The 21,353-nt window shown below is 75.0% G+C and carries 1 protein-coding gene; it reads right to left on the bottom strand.

What is annotated here, in order from left to right; all coding sequences use genetic code 11:
* Positions 1–181 precede the first annotated feature (181 nt).
* Positions 182–21,352 carry an SDR family NAD(P)-dependent oxidoreductase gene (locus AC5RWQ_RS02450; protein WP_494281088.1) on the bottom strand — a complete coding sequence of 7,057 codons (21,171 nt, stop codon included), beginning with the start codon at positions 21,350–21,352 and terminating at the stop codon, positions 182–184.
* Position 21,353: the final 1 nt, after the last annotated feature.

Below are 21,353 nucleotides of genomic sequence, written 5' to 3'. Positions count from 1 at the left end.
CGGCCTGAGTCCGGCATCGGCGACTCGCGCTGTCCGCCCCTCGGGCGCGGCGAGACCTGACCACCTGGTGACAGGCGTTCTCTTGTCGTCATACGACGGATTGGGCCACCTGACCGCCGCGCTCAACATACGTCGCGCGGCGGCCGGGAGAACCCCTAGCCGAGCCCCTGCTCGGCCCTTATCACGGCCGCTCGCCAGGCAGGGTGCCGAGCCATTCCTCGACCACCCGGGCCGTGGCGCCGGCCTCCTCCTCGACCATGGTGAAGTGGTCGGCGGCCACCCCCCGGACGAGATGCCCGGCGTCCCACGGTTGCGCCCGCCAGCTCCCGTCGTCGTCCGCGCCGACGTGCGGCAGGAACGATTCCAGGCACTGCACGAACAACACCGGAACGGTGGTCCGGGCCCGGCTGAACTCCTCGAGCATGCCGCCGTAGGCGCTCATGCCGGAGAGCCGGGCGCTGTCGAAGCGGCCGAAGGCGGACTCCTTCTCCAGCAGCCCGAGGATCAGGTCGTCCAGCGGGCCGCCCTTCGCGTCCTGGCCGGGCTTGAACGAGTCGAGCTGCACCAGCCCGGCCGGGCGGATCCCCCGGACGGCCTCCAGGTGGGCGGCCACCGCGTACGCGATGACCCCGCCGGAGGAGTAGCCGATTAGCACGAACGGCTCCCCCTCGGCGGCGGCGAGGACCGCGTCGGCCAGCACCGCGACCGCGGCCGGCGGCGAGGCGGGCAGCGCCTCGCCGAGGGCGAAGCCGGGCAGCGGCACCGCCGCCACGTGCCGGCGCGCGGTGAGGCTGGACGCCACCCGGGCGTACTGGTGCACGCCGCCGGTGGCGATGGGGGAACTGATGCAGATCAGTCGCGGTCGGCCGGTGCCCGGCTCCCCGCCCGCCAGCCGGACGGCCACCGGCGGCCGGTCGAGGTCCGCCGACGAGGTGAACCGGGGCCGGATGGCGGCGACCGCCGCCAGCAGTTGGAAGCCCTGGGCCGAGTTGCCGGCCTCCACGGCGCTGCGGAACAGGTCGCTGAGGGTGTCCGCCCATCGTGGTGCGGCGGGGGTCGCGCCGTCGGCCGGGCGGTCCAGCGTGCCGACGAGTTCCGCGTGCACGTTGCGGGCCAGCTCGGCGGGGTTCTTGCTGTCGAACACGATCATCGGCGGCAGCCGGAGGCCGGTGGCCGCGTTCAGCCCGTTGCGCAGTTCCACCGCGCTGAGCGAGTCGAAGCCCGCTTCCAGGAAGTCCCGCGCGGGGTCGACGTCGGCGGCGCCGGCGTGCCCGAGCAGCTGGGCCGCGCTGGTCAGCACCAGCTCCCGCAGCTCGGCGAGCTGCCCGGCCTCGTCCAGGGTGGCCAGGTGCCGGCGGAACGCGGCCGGGTCGACCCGGCCGGCGCTGCTGCGCCGGCGGGTCGGCGGGACGAGCCCGCGCAGCAGCGGGGGCAGGTCCTCGCGGTTGCGCAGCGCCGCGAGGTCCACCCGCAGCGGTACGACCGCCGCCCGGTCCGCCGCCACCCCGGCGTCGAAGAGCGCCACCCCCTCGTCGACGGTCAGCGCCGGCAGGCCCTGGCGGCGCACCCGGGCGAAGTCGACCTCGCCGAGGTACCGACCCATGCCGGCGCCGGTCCAGAGGCCGTAGGCCAGCGCGGTGCCGGGGAGGCCGTCGGCCCGCCGGTACCGCATGAGCGCGTCGAGGAAGACGTTGGCGGCGGCGTAGCCGCCCTGCCCGGCGGCGAGCACCAGGCCACCGGCCGAGGAGAGCGCGACGAAGGCGGTCAGCGGCAGGTGCCGGGTGGCCTCGTGCAGGTGCCAGGCCGCGTCCGCCTTGGGTTCCAGGCTCTCCGCCAGCCGTTGCGGGGTGAGGGACTCGACCACCCCGTTGCCGGCGACGCCGGCGGCGTGCAGCACGCCGGTCAGCGGCCACCGCGCCGGGATGTCGGCCACCAGGGCGCGCACCTGGGCCGGGTCGCCCAGTTCGCAGGCGGCCAGGGTGACCTCGGCCGCGCCGAGGTCGCGCAGTTCGGCGCGGAGCTCCTCGGCGCCCGGGGCGTCCGGGCCGCGGCGGCTGGCCAGCACCAGCCGCCGTACCCCGTGCCCGGTCACCAGGTGCCGGGCGAGGACGGCGCCGAGGCCGCCGGTGCCGCCGGTGACCAGCACCGTGCCACCGGCCTCCCAGCGCGGCGCCGGCTCCGCCTCGTCGGCGGGGGTGATCGGCAGCCGGGCCAGTCGGGGCACCAGCACGGCGCCGTCGCGGACCGCCACCTCGGCCTCGCCGGTGGCGAGGGCCAGTGGCACGGCGTCGAGGGTGGCGTCCACATCGGCCAGGACGAAGCGGCCGGGCTGTTCCGCCTGCGCGGAGCGGACCAGGCCCCACACCGGGGCGACCCGGACGTCCACGCCCGCGTCCAGGCCGGTGTCGACCGCGCCGTGGGTGACCACGACGAGCCGGGCGGCGGCGAAGCGTTCCTCCACGACGAACGCGCGGACGGCGGTGAGCACCTCGTCGAGGACCGCGCGGACCGCCGCCGGCACCGGGGTCTGCGGGGTCGCGCAGTCGAGCAGCACCAGCTCCGGCACCGGTCCGGCGGCGGGCAGGTCGGCCCAGCGCGGCGGGGTGGCGCCGGTCGGCGCGGCGGAGACGCGGGCGGTGGTCCATTCGACGGCCAGCAGGGACTGGTGGCGGGCGGTGCCGGAGGCGGCGAGCTGTTCCTCGCTGACCTCCCGGGAGACCAGGGAGTCGACCGACAGGACCGGCTGACCGGCGGGGTCGGTGACGAGCAGCGATACGGCGTCGGCGCCGGCCGGGGCGAAGCGCACCCGCAGCACCGAGGCGCCCGCCGCCGCCAGTGACACCCCCGACCAGGAGAACGGCAGCACCGCCCGGTCCCCACGACCGCCCTCGGCCGCCACGATCAGCCCGTGCATCGCCGCGTCCAGCAGCGCCGGATGCACCCCGAGGCCGTCCACCTCCACCCCGTCGGGCAACGCCACCTCGACGTACGTCTCGTCGCCGCGCCGCCACACCCCCCGCAACCCCTGGAACACCGGCCCGTAGCCGTAGCCCAACCCCGCCAACACCTCGTACGCACCCTCCACCGGCACCGCGTCGGCGTCGGCCGGCGGCCACACCGCCAGGGCGTCCACGTCGACCGTCGCCGGGCTGGTCGGCGCGACGAATCCCTCGGCGTGCCGGGTCCACGAGGCGTCCGGGTCGGCCTCGTCGCGGGAGTGGACGGCGACGGGCCGGATCCCGGTGTCGTCGGCCGCGCCGACGGTGACCTGGACAGCGACGCCGCCGTGCGGCGGGATGAGCAGCGGGGCCTGGAGGGTCAGTTCCTCCAGTCGTCCGCAGCCGGTTTCGTCGCCGGCACGGATGGCCAGTTCGACCAGGCCGGTGCCGGGGAGCAGCACGGTGCCGTGCACCGCGTGGTCGGCGAGCCACGGCTGGGTGTCGAGGGAGAGCCGGCCGGTGAGGACGGCACCCCCGTCGTCGGGCAGGGTGACCACGGCGGTGAGCAACGAATGCTCGGTGGCGCCGAGCCCGAGGGCGGCGGCGTCCCCGGTCCCGGTGGCGGAGACCGACCAGTACCGCTGCCGCTGGAAGGCGTACGTGGGCAGGTCGACCCGCCGCCCGTTGGGGCACCAGGCGGCCAGGTCGACCGACGCGCCGGTGGCCCAGAGCCGACCCACGCCGGCGGCCAGGGTGGCCACCTCGTCCCGGTCGCGACGCTGAGTGGGAATCGTGACGGTCTGCTCGCCGGCGACCGTCTGCGCGGCCAGGCCGGTCAGCACCGCGTCCGGTCCCACCTCCACGAACCGGGTCACCCCGGCGGACTCCAGAGTGCTCACCGCGTCGGCGAAGCGGACCGCGTGCCGGACATGCCGCACCCAGTACTCCGGATCGGTCAACTCGCCGACCTCGGCGAGCCGACCGGTCAACGTCGACACCACCGGGATCGACGGCGCCGCATAGGTCAGCGACCCCGCCACCTGGCGGAAGCCGTCAAGCATCGGCTCCATCAACGGCGAGTGGAACGCATGCGACACCGCCAACCGGGAGGTCTTCCGCTCCCCCAACCCGGCCAGCACCGCCTCCACGGCCGACTCCAGGCCGGAGACCACGACCGAGGTCGGGCCGTTCACCGCCGCGATGTCCACACCGTCGACCAACAGCGCACGCACCTCGCCCTCGGACGCCTGCACCGCGACCATCACGCCGCCCGCCGGCAACGCCTGCATCAGACTGCCCCGCGCGGCCACCAGCCGGCACGCGTCCGCCAGAGAGAACACCCCCGCCACATGCGCGGCGGCCAGCTCACCGATCGAATGACCCGCCACGAAATCTGGGCGCACACCCCACGACTCCAAGAGCCGGAACAACGCCACCTCAAACGCGAACAACGCCGGCTGCGCATTCCCCGTCGCATTCAGCGCCGAGACGTCGTCACCCCACAGCACCGCCCGCAGGTCAGGGCCCCGCTCTTCGGGTCCGCCCACCAGGCCAGCGTCGCGGTCGCCACCGCCACCCGCCGACGCGCCACCGCCGCCCGCAGCCGGGTCCCGGTCGGCCGGCCCGAAGCCGGCCAACGCCGCGTCGAACGCCGCCGCGAACACCGGATAGGTGTCGTACAACGCGCGCCCCATGCCGAGGCGCTGCGCGCCCTGACCGGTGAAGAGCGCGGCGGTCGCACCCGCTGCCGTCCGCTCCCCGGGCAGGTCCGCGAGGGCACTCAGCAGGGCCTCCCGGTCGGTCCCGAAGGCCACCGCCCGGTGGTCGAAGACCGCGCGGGCCGCCAGCGCCGCGGCCACGTCGACCGGCCGGACGTCCGGCTGCGCCAGCAGGTGCGTCCGCAGCCGTGCCGCCTGGTCGGCCAGCGCCTCCGGCGTCCTGGCGGAGAGCACCCACGGCACGATCGGGGCCGGTGCGGCCTCGACCGACCGGTCGGGCTCGTCCGGCGCCTGTTCGAGGATGACGTGGGCGTTGGTGCCGCTGATCCCGAAGGACGACACCCCCGCCCGACGCGGCCGGCCGGTCTCCGGCCACTCCCGCGCCTCGGTCAGCAGTTCCACCGCGCCCGCCGACCAGTCCACCTGCCGCGACGGCTCATCCACGTGCAGCGTCGGCGGCAGCACCCCGTGCCGCATCGCCTGCACCATCTTGATCACACCGGCCACACCCGCGGCGGCCTGCGGGTGACCCATGTTCGACTTGATCGAGCCGAGCCACAGCGGCCGGTCCGCCGGCCGGTCCTGCCCATACGTCGCCAGCAGCGCCTGCGCCTCGATCGGATCGCCCAGCGTGGTCCCGGTGCCGTGCGCCTCCACCACGTCCACCTCACCGGGCTGGAGCTGCGCGTTCGCGAGGGCCTGCCGGATCACCCGCTGCTGCGCCGGACCGTTCGGCGCGGTCAGCCCGTTCGACGCGCCGTCCTGGTTGACCGCCGTACCCCGCACCACCGCCAGCACCCGGTGACCGAGCCGGCGGGCGTCGGAAAGCCGCTCCACCAGCAGCACCCCCACACCCTCCGCCCAGCCGGTCCCGCCAGCCGACGCGGCGAAGGAACGGCATCGGCCGTCCGCGCTCAGGCCGCGCTGCCGGCTGAACTCCACGAACGTCTCCGGGGTCGCCATCACCGCGACGCCACCCACCAGGGCCAGCGTGCACTCCCCGGACCGCAGCGCCTGGCCGGCGAGGTGCAACGCCACCAGCGACGACGAGCACGCCGTGTCCACCGTGACCGACGGGCCCTCCAGACCGAAGACGTACGACACCCGGCCGGAGGCGATCGAGCCGGTGCTGTGGTTCTCGGCGTAGTCGTGGTACATCATCCCGGCGAATACGCCGGTGGCGGTGCCGCGCAGCGTGCCCGGGTCGATGCCGGCCCGCTCGATCGCCTCCCACGACGCCTCCAGCAGCAGCCGCTGCTGCGGGTCCATCCAGACGGCCTCGTTGGGGCTGATGCCGAAGAAGCCGGCGTCGAATTCGGCGGCGTCGTGCAGGAAGCCACCCTCCCGGGTGTACGACCTGCCAGGGCGGCCGGGCTCCGGATCGTAGAGCGCGGCGACGTCCCAACCCCGGTCGGCGGGGAACTCGGTGACCGCGTCGACCCCGTCGGCGACGAGGCGCCACAGCTCCTCAGGTGAGGAGACGCCACCCGGGTAGCGGCAGGCCATTCCGACGATGACGATCGGCTCGTCGGTCGCCGTGGTGGTCGCGGTGGCGACGGCCGCCGGGCCGTCCCCCGCGACCTCGTCGAGGAGGTACGCCACCAGGGCGAGCGGGGTCGGGTAGTCGAAGACCAGGGTGGCCGGGAGCCGCAGCCCGGTGGCCGCGTTGAGGCCGTTGCGGAACTCGACGGCGCTGATCGAGTCGAACCCGAGTTCGCCGAAGGCCCGCTCGGGTTCGATGGCCTCGGGGCCGGCGTGGCCGAGGGTGCTGGCGGCCTGGGTACGCACCAGGTCGAGGATCAGGGCGGCGGACCGCTCCCGGTCGAGGCCGACGAGGCGGTGCCGCAGGTCGCCGCCGGTGGCGCTGCGCCGGGTCCGTACCCGGACGAGGCGGTGGAACAGCGGGGGGAGCTCGTCGCCGGCGGCGCTGAGCGCGGCGGGGACGAGGCGTACCGGGACCAGGGCCGGTTCGTCGCGGCCCAGCGCGGCGTCGAACAGGGCCAGCCCCTGCGCCGCGGAGAGCGGGGCGATGCCGGTCCGGGCGATGCGCTGGCGTTCGGCGGCGCTGAGTTCGGCGGCCATGCCGCTGTCGTCCGCCCACAATCCCCACGCCAACGACAACCCCGGCAGCCCCGCCACCCGACGACGTATCGCCACCGCGTCCAGGCATGCGTTCGCCGCCGCGTAGGCGCCCTGGCCCGCGTTGCCGAACGCACCCGCGATCGACGAGAACAACACGAACGCTGTCAACGGCAACCCACGCGTCAGCTCGTCCAACGCCACCGCCGCGTCCACCTTCGGCCGCAACACCCCCGACAACCGATCGCGCGACAACGACGACACCGCACCGTCATCCAACACACCCGCCAGGTGCACCACCGCCGTCACCGGGTACGCCGACAACACCCCCGCCAACGCCACCCGATCCGACACATCACACGCCTCCGCCGAGACCTCGACACCCGCCCCGGCCAACTCGCCGACCAGATCACCCATCGACGCCGCGCCACCGCGCGACACCAACACCAACCGCCGCACCCCGTACCGCCGCACCAGATGCCGCGACACCAGGCGACCCAACATCCCACCCGCACCCGTCACCAGCACGGTGGCCTCCGGGCCGATCCGGGGCACGTCGGAGCCCCCGGTGTCGGGTACCCGGACCAGCCGGGCGACGTACGTGGTGCCGGCGCGGACGAGCAACTGCGGCTCGTCCACGGCGAGCAGGGCGGCGGTGTCGGGCGCGGCGGTGTCGACGTCGGCGAGGACGATGCGCCCCGGGTGTTCGGCCTGGGCCGAACGGACCAGGCCCCAGACGGCGGCGCCGGCCAGGTCGGTCACGTCCTCCCCGGGCAGCGCGACCGCGCTTCGGGTGACCACCAGCAACCGTCCATCCTGCTCACCGGCGAGCCACGACTGGAGGGCCAGCAGGAGGTCCCCGGTCACCCGGTGCACCGCCGCCGCGTCCGTGCCCGACTCCACGTCGAGCACCACCACGTCGTCGGTGGCGGGCCGGTCGTCGGCCCGGGCGGTGGCGGGGGTCCAGTCGATCCGGTACAGCGGGTCCCGGGAGGCGGGGGCGGCGAGCTCCTCCTCGGCGACGGGACGGGACACCAGCGAGCCCACCGACAGCACCGGCCGGCCCGCCGGATCCGCTGCCAGCACGGAGACGGCGTCCGCACCGGCCGGCGCGAAGCGCACCCGCAGCACCGACGCGCCCGCCGCCGCCAGCGACACACCCGACCAGGAGAACGGCAGCACCGCCCGATCCCCGCGACCGTCCTCGGCCGCCACGACCAACCCGTGCATCGCCGCGTCCAGCAGCGCCGGATGCACCCCGAACCCGTCGACCGCGACGGCATCACCCAACGCCACCTCGACGAATGTCTCGTCGCCGCGCCGCCACGCCCCCCGCAACCCCTGGAACACCGGCCCGTAGCCGTACCCCAGCCCCGCCAGCATCTCGTACGCACCCGCCACCGGCACCGCCTCCGCGCCCGCCGGTGGCCAGACCGTCAGCGGGGTCACGTCGGGGACGGTGGTGTCGTCGGTGAGGGTGCCCTCGGCGTGCGTGGTCCAGGGCGCCCCCGGGTCGTGCTCGCCACGGGAGCGGATGCTCACCGGCCGGGCACCCGTGTCGTCGGCGGCGCCGACGACGACCTGGACGGCGACACCGCCCTCCTCGGGCAGGATCAGCGGCGCCTGCAGGATGAGCTCCTCGACGCTGTCGCAGCCGACCTCCTCACCGGCCCGCAGGGCGAGCTCGACCAGCCCGGTACCGGGCAGCAGGACCGTGCCGTGCACGGCGTGATCGGCCAGCCACGGCTGCGCGTTCAGCGACAGCCGGCCGGTGAGCAGCACCCCGTCGGAGTCCGGCAGCGGCACCACCGCGGTCAGCAGCGGATGCTCGCTGGCTCCCAGGCCGAGCGCGGCGGCGTCGGTCCCCGTTGCGGCCGAGTGGATCCAGTACCGCTCGCGCTGGAACGGGTAGGTGGGCAGGTCGATCCGCCGTCCGCTCGGGCACCAGGCGGTCGGGTCGACGGGCGCGCCGGCGGTCCAGAGCCGGCCCACGGCGGCGGCCAGGGTGGTCACCTCGTCGCGGTCGCGGCGCTGGGTGGTGACGGTGACCGTCTGCGGCCCGGTGACAGTCGCCTCGGCGAGTCCGCTCAGCACCGCATCGGGGCCGACCTCGACGAACCGGGTCACCCCGGCGGCCTCCAGGGCGGTCACCGCGTCGGCGAAGCGGACCGCGTGCCGAACGTGCCGCACCCAGTACTCCGGATCGGTCAACTCGCCCGCCTCGGCGAGCCGGCCGGTCAACGTGGACACCACCGGGACGGTCGGCGCGGCGTAGGCCAGGGATTCCGCCACCTCGCGGAAGTCGGCGAGCATCGGCTCCATCAGCGGCGAGTGGAACGCGTGCGACACCCGCAGCCGGGAGGTCTTCCGCTCCCCCAACCCGGCCAGCACCGCCTCCACGGCCGACTCCACGCCGGAGACCACCACCGACGTCGGACCGTTCACCGCCGCGATGTCCACACCGTCGACCAACAGCGCACGCACCTCGTCCTCAGTCGCCTGCACCGCGACCATCACGCCACCGGCCGGCAACGCCTGCATCAGACTGCCCCGCGCGGCCACCAGCCGGCACGCGTCGTCCAGGGAGAACACCCCCGCCACATGCGCGGCCGCCAGCTCACCGATCGAATGACCCGCCACGAAATCCGGCCGGATCCCCCACGACTCCAACAGCCGGAACAACGCCACCTCAAACGCGAACAACGCCCGCTGCGCATTCCCCGTCGCGCTCAACGCCGAAACGTCGTCACCCCACAACACCGCCCGCAACCCACCGTCGAAACCCGCCAGCGCCGCGTCGAACGCCGCCGCGAACACCGGATACGCCTCGTACAGTGCACGACCCATCCCCAGGCGCTGCGCGCCCTGACCGGTGAAGAGCAACGCGGTCGCACCCGCGACGGGGGTGACGGGCAGTACGCCCTCGCCCAGCCGGCGCAGCAACTCCTCCCGGTCCGCGCCCACCACCAGCGCCCGGTACTCGAAGGCGCTGCGACCGGCCAGCGTCGCGCCGACGTCCGCCGCCGACCAGTCGTCGTGTTCCCGCACCGTGCGGAGCAGCCGGCCGGCCTGGTCGATCACCGCGTCCGGCGTCCGCGCCGAGAGCAGCCACGGCACCACGGGCGCCACCGGGGTGGGCGGCACGTCGGTGACGGGGGGCTGTTCCAGGATGACGTGGGCGTTGGTGCCGCTGATGCCGAAGGACGACACGGCGGCGCGTCGGGGCCGGCCGGTCTGCGGCCACGGCTGGGCCTCGGTGAGCAGTTCGACCGCGCCCGCCGTCCAGTCGACCTGCGGCGACGGCTCGTCGACGTGCAGCGTCCGGGGCAGGGTGCCGTGCCGCATCGCCTCCACCATCTTGATCACGCCCGCGACGCCGGCGGCGGCCTGGGTGTGGCCCATGTTCGACTTGATCGAGCCGAGCCAGAGCGGTTGGTCGGCCGGCCGGTCCTGCCCGTAGGTGGCGATCAGCGCCTGCGCCTCGATCGGGTCGCCCAGCGTGGTGCCGGTGCCGTGCGCCTCCACCGCGTCCACCTCGACCGGCGCGAGACCCGCGTTGGCCAGCGCCTGCCGGATCACCTGCTGCTGCGCGGGGCCGTTCGGGGCGGTCAGCCCGTTCGACGCGCCGTCGGAGTTGACGGCGGTGCCGCGGACGACGGCGAGGATCGGGTGGCCGAGCCGCTGGGCGTCGGAGAGCCGTTCCAGGAGCAGCACGCCGGCGCCCTCGGCCCAGCCGGTCCCGCCGGCCGAGGCGGCGAAGGAGCGGCACCGCCCGTCGGGGCTCAGCCCGCGCTGCCGGCTGAACTCGACGAACGTCTCCGGGGTGGCCATGACGGCGACGCCACCGGCGAGCGCCAGCGTGCACTCGCCGGAGCGCAGCGCCTGCGCGGCGAGGTGCATGGCGACCAGCGACGAGGAGCAGGCCGTGTCGACGGTGACCGACGGGCCGTGGAGGCCGAAGGCGTACGAGATCCGGCCGGAGGCGATCGAGCCGGCGCTGTTGTTGGCCGCGTAGTCGTGGTACATCATGCCGGCGAAGACGCCGGTGGGCGTGCCCTTGAGCGTGGCGGGCTCGATCCCGGCCCGCTCCAGGGCCTCCCAGGAGGCCTCCAGCAGCAACCGCTGCTGCGGGTCCATCCAGAGCGCCTCGTTGGGGCTGATGTTGAAGAAGCCGGCGTCGAACTCGGCGGCGTCGTGCAGGAAGCCGCCCTCCCGGGTGTACGTCTTCCCGGGGCGGCCGGGCTCGGGGTCGTAGAGCGCGGCGGTGTCCCAGCCCCGGTCGGTGGGGAAGCCGCTGACCGCGTCGACGCCGTCGGCGACCAGCCGCCACAGTTCCTCCGGTGAGGTGACGCCGCCGGGGTAGCGGCAGGCCATTCCGACGATGACGATGGGTTCGTCCGTGCCGTTGGTCGCCACGGCCGCCACCGCGCGGGAGACGAGGCCGGAAACCTCGTCGACCAGGTGTTCGGCGAGCACGAACGGGTTGGGATAGTCGAAGACCAGGGTGGCGGGCAACCGCAGCCCGATGGCCTCGCCGATCCGGTTGCGGAACTCGACGGAGGAGAGCGAGTCGAAGCCCAGCTCGTCGAAGGCCCGGTCGGGCTCGATCGCCTCCGGGCCGGCGTGGCCCAGCGTGACGGCGGCCTGGGCGCGGACCAGATCGAGCAGCAGCGCCACCCGCTCCTCGCGGGAGAGGCCGACGAGCCGCCGTTCGAGGCCGGTCGCGGTGCCGGAGCGGCCGGCGGCGCCGCGCCGCGCCGGACGGCGGACCAGGCCGCGCAGCAGGGGCGGCCCGTCGTCACCGGCGGCCGCGACGGCGGCGAGGTCCAGCTTGACGGGTACGACGACGGCCTCGTCGACGGTCAGCGCCCGGTCGAAGAGGTCGAGGCCCTCCGCCGAGTGGATCGGTTGGATGCCGCCGCGGGCGAGGCGGCGGACGTCGGCGTCGGTGAGGTCGGCGGCCATCCCCGCCTCGTCACCCCACAACCCCCACGCCAACGACAACCCCGGCAGCCCCGCCACCCGACGACGTATCGCCACGGCATCCAGCGCCGCGTTCGCCGCCGCGTAGGCGCCCTGGCCCGCGTTGCCGAACGCACCCGCGATCGACGAGAACAACACGAACGCTGTCAACGGCAACCCACGCGTCAGCTCGTCCAACGCCACCGCCGCGTCCACCTTCGGCCGCAACACCCCCGACAACCGATCGCGCGACAACGACGACACCGCACCGTCATCCAACACACCCGCCAGGTGCACCACCGCCGTCACCGGGTACGCCGACAACACCCCCGCCAACGCCACCCGATCCGACACATCACACGCCTCCGCCGAGACCTCGACACCCGCCCCGGCCAACTCGCCGACCAGATCACCCATCGACGCCGCGCCACCGCGCGACACCAACACCAACCGCCGCACCCCGTACCGCCGCACCAGATGCCGCGACACCAGGCGACCCAACATCCCACCCGCACCCGTCACCAGGACGGTGCTGTCGGAGTCGAACGGCGGGGCGCCGTCGGTGTCCGTCGTCGCGGCGCGGGCCAGCCGGGGCACGTACGCCGCGTCGCCACGGAGGGCGAGCTGCGGTTCGTCGGCGGCGAGCAGGGCGGCGGTGTCCGGGGCGGCGGTGTCCACGTCGGCGAGGACGATCCGGCCCGGGTGTTCGAGCTGGGCCGAGCGGACCAGGCCCCAGACGGCGGCGCCGGCCAGGTCGGTCACGTCCTCCCCGGGCAGCGCGACCGCGCCCCGGGTGAGCACCAGCAGCCGCGGTGCGGTCTCCTCGTCACGGGCGAGCCAGGACTGGAGCGCGAGCAGGGCCTCGCCGGTGATCCGGTGGACGGCGGCGACATCGGTTCCCGGTTCGACGGTGTGCACGATCGCGTCGTCGGTGCGGTCGGTCGTCGCCAGCGTCACCGGCGTCCAGTCGACCCGGAACAGCGAGTCCTGCTTCGTCGCGGTCAGCTGGCCGGCGGAGACCGGCCGGGAGGTGAGCGACCGTACGGTCAGCACGGGGCTGCCGGTGGGGTCCGCCACGACGAGGGAGGTGCTCTGCGGGCCGTTGGGTGCCATCCGGACGCGAAGCTGCGCCGCGCCGGCGGCGTGCAGGGTGACGCCGCCCCAGGCGAACGGCAGCACGGTCCCGTCCTCGGACCGCTCGCCGGCGTCGACGAGGGAGACGTGCATGGCGGCGTCGAGCAGCGCGGGGTGCAGCCCGAACCGGCCGGCGTCCTGCGCCGCCTGCTCGGGGAGCGACACCTCGGCGAAGAGTTCGTCGCCGCGCCGCCAGGCGGCCCGCAGCCCCTGGAAGGCGGGTCCGTAGCCGTACCCGCCATCGGCGAGGTACGGGTAGGCGTCGGCGATGTCGACGGCGGTGGCGCCGGCCGGCGGCCACTGGTCGAGGTCGTCGGTCGGGCCGGCGGGGGCAGCGATCAGCAGGCCCTCGGCGTGCAGGGTGGACGCCGCGTCCGGCTGGTCGCCGCGGGACCAGATCGCCACGGTACGACCGCCGGTGTCGTCGGCGGCGCCGACGACGACCTGGACGGCGACGCCGCCGGACTCGGGGAGGATCAGCGGGGCCTGGAGGGTGAGTTCCTCGACGGTGTCGCAGCCGACCTCCTCACCGGCCCGCAGGGCGAGTTCGACCAGCCCGGTCCCGGGCAGCAGGACCGTGCCGTGCACGGCGTGGTCGGCCAGCCACGGCTGTGCGTCCAGCGACAGCCGGCCGGTGAGCAGCACCCCGTCGGAGTCCGGCAGCGGCACCATCGCGGTCAGCAACGGGTGCTCGCTCGCCTCCAGTCCGAGCGCCGACGCACTGGCCACGGAGGCCGCGGAGTGCACCCAGTACCGTTCGCGCTGGAACGGATAGGTGGGCAGCTCGATTCGCCGCCCGGTCGGGCACCAGGCGGCCAGGTCGACCGGCACGCCGGTGGCCCAGAGCCGACCGACGGCGGCGGTCAGGGTGGCCGCCTCGTCGCGGTCGCGGCGCTGGGTGGCGATCGTGACCTGCTCACCCGTCACCGCTTGCGCGGCGAGGCCGGTGAGTACGGCGTCCGGGCCGATCTCGACGAACCGGGTCACCCCGGCGGCTGCCAAAGTGGTGACCGCGTCGGCGAAGCGGACCGCGTGCCGGACGTGCCGCACCCAGTAGTCGGGGGCGGTCAGCTCGTCGGCCTCGGCGAGCCGACCGGTCAGCGTCGACACCACCGGGATCACCGGCGTCGAATAGGTCAGCGACCCGGCGACCTCGCGGAAGCCGTCGAGCATCGGCTCCATCAGCGGCGAGTGGAACGCGTGCGACACCCGCAGCCGGGTCGTCTTCCGCTCCCCCAGCCTCGCCAGCACCGCTTCGACGGCCGTCTCCACACCGGAAACCACCACCGACGTCGGACCGTTGACCGCCGCGATGTCCACACCGTCGACCAGCAGCGGCCGGACCTCAGCCTCGGTCGCCTGCACGGCCACCATGACCCCGCCGGCCGGCAAGGCCTGCATCAGACTGCCCCGCGCGGTGACCAGCTTGCACGTGTCGTCCAGGGAGAACACCCCCGCCACGTGCGCGGCCGCCAGCTCACCGATCGAATGACCCGCGACGAAGTCCGGCCGGATCCCCCAGGATTCGAGCAGCCGGAACAGGGCCACCTCGAAGGCGAACAACGCCGGCTGCGCATTGCCGGTCGCGTGCAACGCCTCGGCGTCGTCACCCCACAGCACGGCCCGCAGGCCCGTATCGGGCCCGCCCGCCAGGTCCGGGTCGCGGTCGTCCCCGGCGAGCCCGAAGCCCGCCAGCACCGCGTCGAACGCCGCCGCGAACACCGGGTACGCGTCGTACAACTCGCGGCCCATGCCCAGGCGCTGCGCACCCTGACCGGTGAAGAGCGCGGCGGTCGCGCCGGTGCCCGTCCGGTTCGGGGCGAGGTCGGTCAGGGAGGCGAGCAGCGCGTCCCGGCCGACGCCCACCGCCACCGCGCGGTGCGCGAAGGCGGCGCGGCCCACCGCCAGCGAGTACGCCACGTCCCGCACGTCCAGCTCCGGGTGGGCGTCCAGGTGCGCCCGCAGGTTGCCGGCCTGCTCGGCCAGCGCCGCCGGCGTCTTCGCCGACAACACCCACGGCACCACCGGCGCCGGCGGCGCGGACCGGTCACCGGCCGGCGAGTCGGTGGCCTGTTCCAGGATGACGTGCACGTTGGTGCCACTGATCCCGAACGACGACACCCCCGCCCGACGCGGCCGGCCGGTCTCCGGCCACTCCCGCGCCTCCGTCAGCAGCTCCACCGCGCCCGCCGACCAGTCCACCTGCCGCGACGGCTCATCCACGTGCAGCGTCGGCGGCAGCACACCGTGCCGCATCGCCTGCACCATCTTGATCACGCCCGCGACACCCGCCGCGGCCTGCGCGTGACCCATGTTCGACTTGATCGACCCCAACCACAGCGGCCGGTCCGCCGGCCGATCCTGCCCGTACGTCGCCAGCAGCGCCTGCGCCTCGATCGGGTCACCGAGCGTGGTGCCGGTGCCGTGCGCCTCCACGGTGTCCACATCGGATGGCGCGAGACCCGCGTTGGCCAGGGCCTGCCGGATCACCCGCTGCTGGGACGGACCGTTCGGGGCGGTGATGCCGTTCGAGGCGCCGTCGGAGTTGACCGCAGAGCCGCGGACCAGGGCGAGCACCCGGTGGCCGTTGCGGCGAGCGTCGGAGAGCCGTTCGAGCAGCAGCATGCCGGTCCCCTCGGACCAGCCGGCGCCGTCGGCCGCGGCGGCGAAGGACTTGCACCGGCCGTCCGGCGCCAGGCCGCGCTGCCGGCTGAAGTCGAGGAACATGTCCGGGCGGGACATCACGGCGACACCGCCGGCCAGCGCGAGGGAGCACTCACCGGAGCGCAGCGCCTGGGCGGCGAGGTGCATGGCCACCAGCGACGACGAGCAGGCCGTGTCGACGGTCAGGGCGGGCCCCTCCAGCCCGAGGGTGTACGCGATCCGGCCGGAGATCAGGCTGCCGCCGCTGGTGGTGGCGGCCTCGTTGCCGAGGGCGTAGTCGTGGTACATCACGCCGGCGAAGACGCCGGTGGCCGAGCCGCGCAGCGTGCCCGGGTCGATGCCGGCCCGTTCGAACGCCTCCCACGCCGACTCGAGCAGCAGCCGCTGCTGCGGGTCCATCCGGAGCGCCTCGTTGGGGCTGATGCCGAAGAACGCCGGGTCGAAGTCGGCGGCGTCGTAGAGGAAGCCGCCGGAGCGGGTGTAGGTCCGGCCCTCCTTGCCGGGCTCGGGGTCGTAGAGCCGCGCGATGTCCCAGCCCCGGTCGGTGGGGAACCCGGTCACCGCGTCGGCGCCGTCGGCGACCAGCCGCCACAGGTCGTCGGGGTTGCGGACGTCGCCCGGATACCGGCAGGCCATGCCGACGATCGCGATGGGATCGTCGTCCACGGCGGCGGCCCGGGCGACCGGGACGACGTCCGCGCCATCGAGGAGGTCGAGGATGTGCGCGGCGACGGCCTGCGCCGTCGGGTGGTCGAACACCAGCGTCGCGGGCAGCCGGAGCCCGGTGGCGGTGTTCAGGTTGTTGCGCAGCTCCACCGCGGTGAGCGAGTCGAAGCCGAGTTCCTGGAACGCCCGGTCGGGCTCGACGGCGTCCGGCGAGGCGTGCCCGAGCACGCCGGCGACCTGGTCGCGGACCAGGTCGAGGACGATCCGGTCGCGCTGCGCGGTGGGCTGGCCGGCGAGCCGGCGGAGCAGCACCGCGCCGCCACCGGCGACCGCCCGGGTCCGCCGGGGTCCGGCCGGGACCAGGCCACGCAGCAGGGGCGGCAGGTCCTCCCGGGTACGCAGGGCGGCCGGCTCGACCCGCAGGGCTGCCACCACCGCGTGCCCGGCGCTGAGACCGGCGTCGAAGAGGCGTACGCCCTGGTCGACGGTGAGCGGGGGCAGGCCCTGCCGGCTCATCCGGGCCAGGTCCACGTCACCGAGGTGCCGGCCCATACCGGCGCCGTGCCACAGCCCGTACGCGATGGCGGTGGCCGGCCGGCCCTGCCGACGCCGCTCGCGCATCAGGGCGTCGAGGAAGACGTTCGCGGCGGCGTACCCGCCCTGGCCGGCGGCGAGGACGAGCCCGCCGGCCGAGGAGAGCGCGGCGAAGGCGGTCAGCGGGAGTTTCCGGGTCGCCTCGTGCAGCCACCAAGCGGCGTCAGCCTTGGCCGCCAGGACGGCCGATACGCGTTCCGGGGTCAGCGTCTCCACCAGCCCGTTGTCGGCGATCCCGGCGGCGTGCAGCACGCCGGTCAGCGGCCACCGCGCCGGCACCGCCGCCACGAGGGCGCGTACCTCGGCGGGGTCGCCGAGGTCGCACGCGGCGAGCGTGACGTCCTCGGCCCCCGCGGCGAGCAGGTCGGCGCGCAGCTCCGCGGCCCCGGGGGCGTCCGGGCCGCGGCGGCCGGCGAGCACGAGGCGGCGGACGCCGTGCGCGGTGACCAGGTGCCGGGCCAGCACCGCGCCGAGGCCGCCGGTGCCCCCGGTGACCAGGACCGTGCCGCCGGCCTCCCAGGCCGGCGCGGTCGGCTCGTCGGCGGCGACCGGCAGCGGGACGAGGCGCGGGACGAGCACCGCGCCGTCGCGGACCGCCAGCTCCGCCTCGCCGGCGGCGGCCGCGAGGGTCACCGCGTCGGGGGTGGCGTCCACGTCGGCGAGGACGAAGCGTCCGGGCTGCTCGGCCTGGGCCGCCCGAATCAGGCCCCAGACGGGCGCCGTCGACAGGTCGACCGCCTCGTCGGCGATGCCGACCGCGTGGCGGGTGACGACGAGGAGCCGGGAGGCGGCGAAGCGGGGATCGGCCAGGAACGTCCGTACCGTGGCGAGGACCTCGTCGAGGACCCGCCGCGTCGCGGTCGGCACCGGCCCGGTGGTGGCGGGCAGGTCGAGGACGACCACCGGCGGCACCTCGGCGCCCTCGGTCAGCTCCGCCCAGCGGGCCGTGCCGACCGGCGCGGCGGGGGTGGTGAGCGGCGACCACCGCACGGTGAAGAGCGACTCGTGCCGCGCCGCGCCGGGCGCGGCCAGCTGACCGGCCGAGACGGGGCGGGAGGTGAGCGACCGCACCGAGAGCACCGGGCTGCCGGCGCCGTCGGCGACCAGGAGCGCGACGCTCTGCGGGCCGGTCGGCGCCATCCGGACCCGCAGCTGCGCCGCGCCGGCTGCGCGCAGGGTGACACCGCTCCACACGAACGGCAGGACGGTCACCCCCTCGCGCTGGCCGCCGTCGTCGACGAGGGAGACGTGCATGGCCGCGTCGAGCAGGGCGGGGTGCAGGCCGAACCGGCCGGCGTCCTGCGCCGCCTGGTCCGGCAGCGCGACCTCGGCGAACACCTCGTCGCCCCGCCGCCACGCCGCCCGCAGGCCCTGGAAGGTGGGCCCGTAGCCGTACCCCTCGCCGGCCAGATACTCGTACGCCTCGGCGACCGGCACCGGGGTCGCCCCACGCGGCGGCCACTCGGCGAGGTCGTCGGCCGGGGTGGCCGGCGCGGCGACGAGCAGTCCCTCGGCGTGCAGGGTCCACCCGGCGTCCGGCTGGTCGCCGCGGGACCAGATCGCGACGGTACGACCGCCCGTGTCGTCGGCGGCGCCGACGACGACCTGGACGGCGACGCCGCCGGACTCGGGGAGGATCAGCGGGGCCTGGAGGGTGAGTTCCTCGACGGTGTCGCAGCCGACCTCCTCACCGGCCCGCAGGGCGAGTTCGACCAGCCCGGTCCCGGGCAGCAGGACCGTGCCGTGCACGGCGTGGTCAGCCAGCCAGGGCTGGGCGTCCAGCGACAGCCGGCCGGTGAGCAGCACCCCGTCGGAGTCGGGCAGCGTGACGACCGCGCCGAGGAGGGGGTGCTCGGCGGTCACCAGGCCGGCGGAGTTCAGGTCGCCGAGGTCATCGGCGAACCAGGAGTCGGTGAGGTATTCCCGGGTGCCGAGCCAGTAGCGCTGCCGCTGGAAGGCGTACGTGGGCAGGTCGACCCGCGATCCGGTCGGGCACCACGCCGCCAGGTCGACGGTCCCGCCGGTGGCCCAGAGCCGACCCACGGCGGTCGCCAGGGTGGCCGCCTCGTCCCGGTCGCGACGCTGGGTGGGAATCGTGACGGTCTGCTCGCCGGTGACCGTCTGCGCGGCCAGGCCGGTCAGCACCGCGTCCGGTCCCACCTCCACGAACCGGGTCACCCCGGCGGCCTCCAGAGTGGTGACCGCGTCGGCGAAGCGGACCGCGTGCCGGACATGCCGCACCCAGTACTCCGGATCGCTCAGCTCGTCATCGCCTGCCAGTCGGCCGGTCAGCGTCGACACCACCGGGATCGACGGCACCGCGTAGGTCAGCGACCCCGCCACCTGGCGGAAGCCGTCAAGCATCGGCTCCATCAGCGGCGAGTGGAACGCATGCGACACCGCCAACCGGGTCGTCTTCCGCTCCCCCAACCCGGCCAGCACCGCCTCCACGGCCGACTCCAGGCCGGAGACCACGACCGAGGTCGGGCCGTTCACCGCCGCGATGTCCACGCCGTCGACCAACAGCGGACGCACCTCGTCCTCGGTCGCCTGCACCGCGACCATCACGCCGCCCGCCGGCAACGCCTGCATCAGACTGCCCCGCGCGGCCACCAGCTTGCACGCGTCGTCCAGGGAGAACACCCCCGCCACATGCGCGGCGGCCACCTCACCGATCGAATGACCCGCCACGAAATCCGGCCGGATCCCCCACGACTCCAACAGCCGGAACAACGCCACCTCAAACGCGAACAACGCCCGCTGCGCACTCCCCGTCGCGTTCAACGCCGAGACGTCGTCACCCCACACCACGTCCCGCAGGCCCGCGCCGGGGCCGCCCGCCAGGTCCGGGTCGCGGTCGTCCCCCGCGAGCCCGAAGCCCGCCAGCACCGCGTCGAACGCCTCCGCGAACACCGGGTACGCCTCGTACAGTGCACGACCCATGCCGAGGCGCTGCGCGCCCTGACCGCTGAAGACGGCAGCGGTCGCGCCGGCACCGGCGCGGGTGACGGTCAGGTCGGCCAGGGAGTCCAGCAGGGCGTCCCGGTCGGCCCCCACCGCCACCGCCCGGTGCGCGAACGCCGACCGGCCGGCGAGCGCCGTGGCCACGTCGACCGGCCGGAGCTCCGGGTGGGCGAGCAGGTACGCCCGCAGCCGTACCGCCTGGTCCGTCACCGCCTGCGGTGTCTTCCCGGAGAGTGGCCACGGCACCACCGGCGCCCCCGCGACCGGTGGGGCCGGCACCTCCGCCTCGGGGGCCTGTTCCAGGATGACGTGGGCGTTGGTGCCGCTGATCCCGAACGACGACACCCCGGCCCGCCGGGGCCGGCCGGTCTCCGGCCACTCCCGGGACTCGGTCAGCAGTTCCACCGCGCCCGCCGACCAGTCCACCTGCCGCGACGGCTCATCCACGTGCAGCGTCGGCGGCAGCACGCCGTGCCGCATCGCCTGCACCATCTTCATCACACCGGCCACACCCGCGGCGGCCTGCGCGTGGCCCATGTTCGACTTGATCGAGCCGAGCCAGAGCGGCCGGTCCGCCGGCCGGTCTTGCCCGTACGTCGCCAGCAGCGCCTGCGCCTCGATCGGGTCACCGAGGGTGGTGCCGGTGCCGTGCGCCTCCACCGCGTCCACCTGCTCGGCGGAGAGCTGCGCGTTGGCCAGCGCCTGCCGGATCACCTGCTGCTGCGCGGGGCCGTTCGGGGCGGTCAGCCCGTTCGACGCACCGTCGGAGTTGACCGCGGTGCCCCGCACGATCGCCAGCACCGGGTGGCCGAGCCGCTGCGCGTCCGAGAGCCGCTCCAGCAACAGCATGCCCACGCCCTCACCCCAGCCGGTCCCGCCGGCCGAGGCGGCGAAGGAGCGGCACCGTCCGTCGGGGCTCAACCCGCGCTGCCGGCTGAACTCCACGAACGTCTCGGGCGTGGCCATCACCGCGACGCCACCGGCGAGCGCCAGCGTGCACTCGCCGGAGCGCAGCGCCTGTGCGGCCAGGTGCATGGCCACCAGCGACGACGAGCAGGCCGTGTCCACGGTGACCGAGGGGCCCTCGAGACCGAACACGTAGGACACCCGCCCGGAGGCGACGGAGCCGGTGCTGTTGTTGGCCGCGTAGTCGTGGTACATCATCCCGGCGAACACGCCGGTGGGCGTGCCCTTGAGGGTGGCCGGGTCGATGCCGGCCCGCTCGACCGCCTCCCAGGACGCCTCCAGCAGCAGGTGCTGCTGCGGGTCCATCATCAGCGCCTCGTTGGGGCTGATACCGAAGAAGCCGGCGTCGAACTCGCCGGCGTCGTGCAGGAAGCCACCCTCCCGGGTGTACGTGGTGTGCGGGCGTTCACCCTCGGGGTCGAAGATCCGTTCGAGGTCCCAGCCGCGGTTGGTGGGGAAGCCGCTGACCGCGTCGACCCCGTCGGCGACGAGCCGCCACAGCTCCTCCGGGGAGGAGACGCCGCCGGGGTAGCGGCAGGCCATGCCGACGATGGCGATCGGCTCGCGGAGCGTGGCGGTGAGCTTGCGGTGCTGCGTCCGCAGCCGATCGGTCTCCTTGAGGGACGCGCGCAGGGCCTGGACAAGCTTGTCGTCGGAGTTCGTCATG

This window comes from Micromonospora sp. BS32 (genome assembly GCF_059089345.1).
Note: the sequence above shows the minus strand (reverse complement) of the source record. Positions and strands in the feature narration are given on the sequence as shown.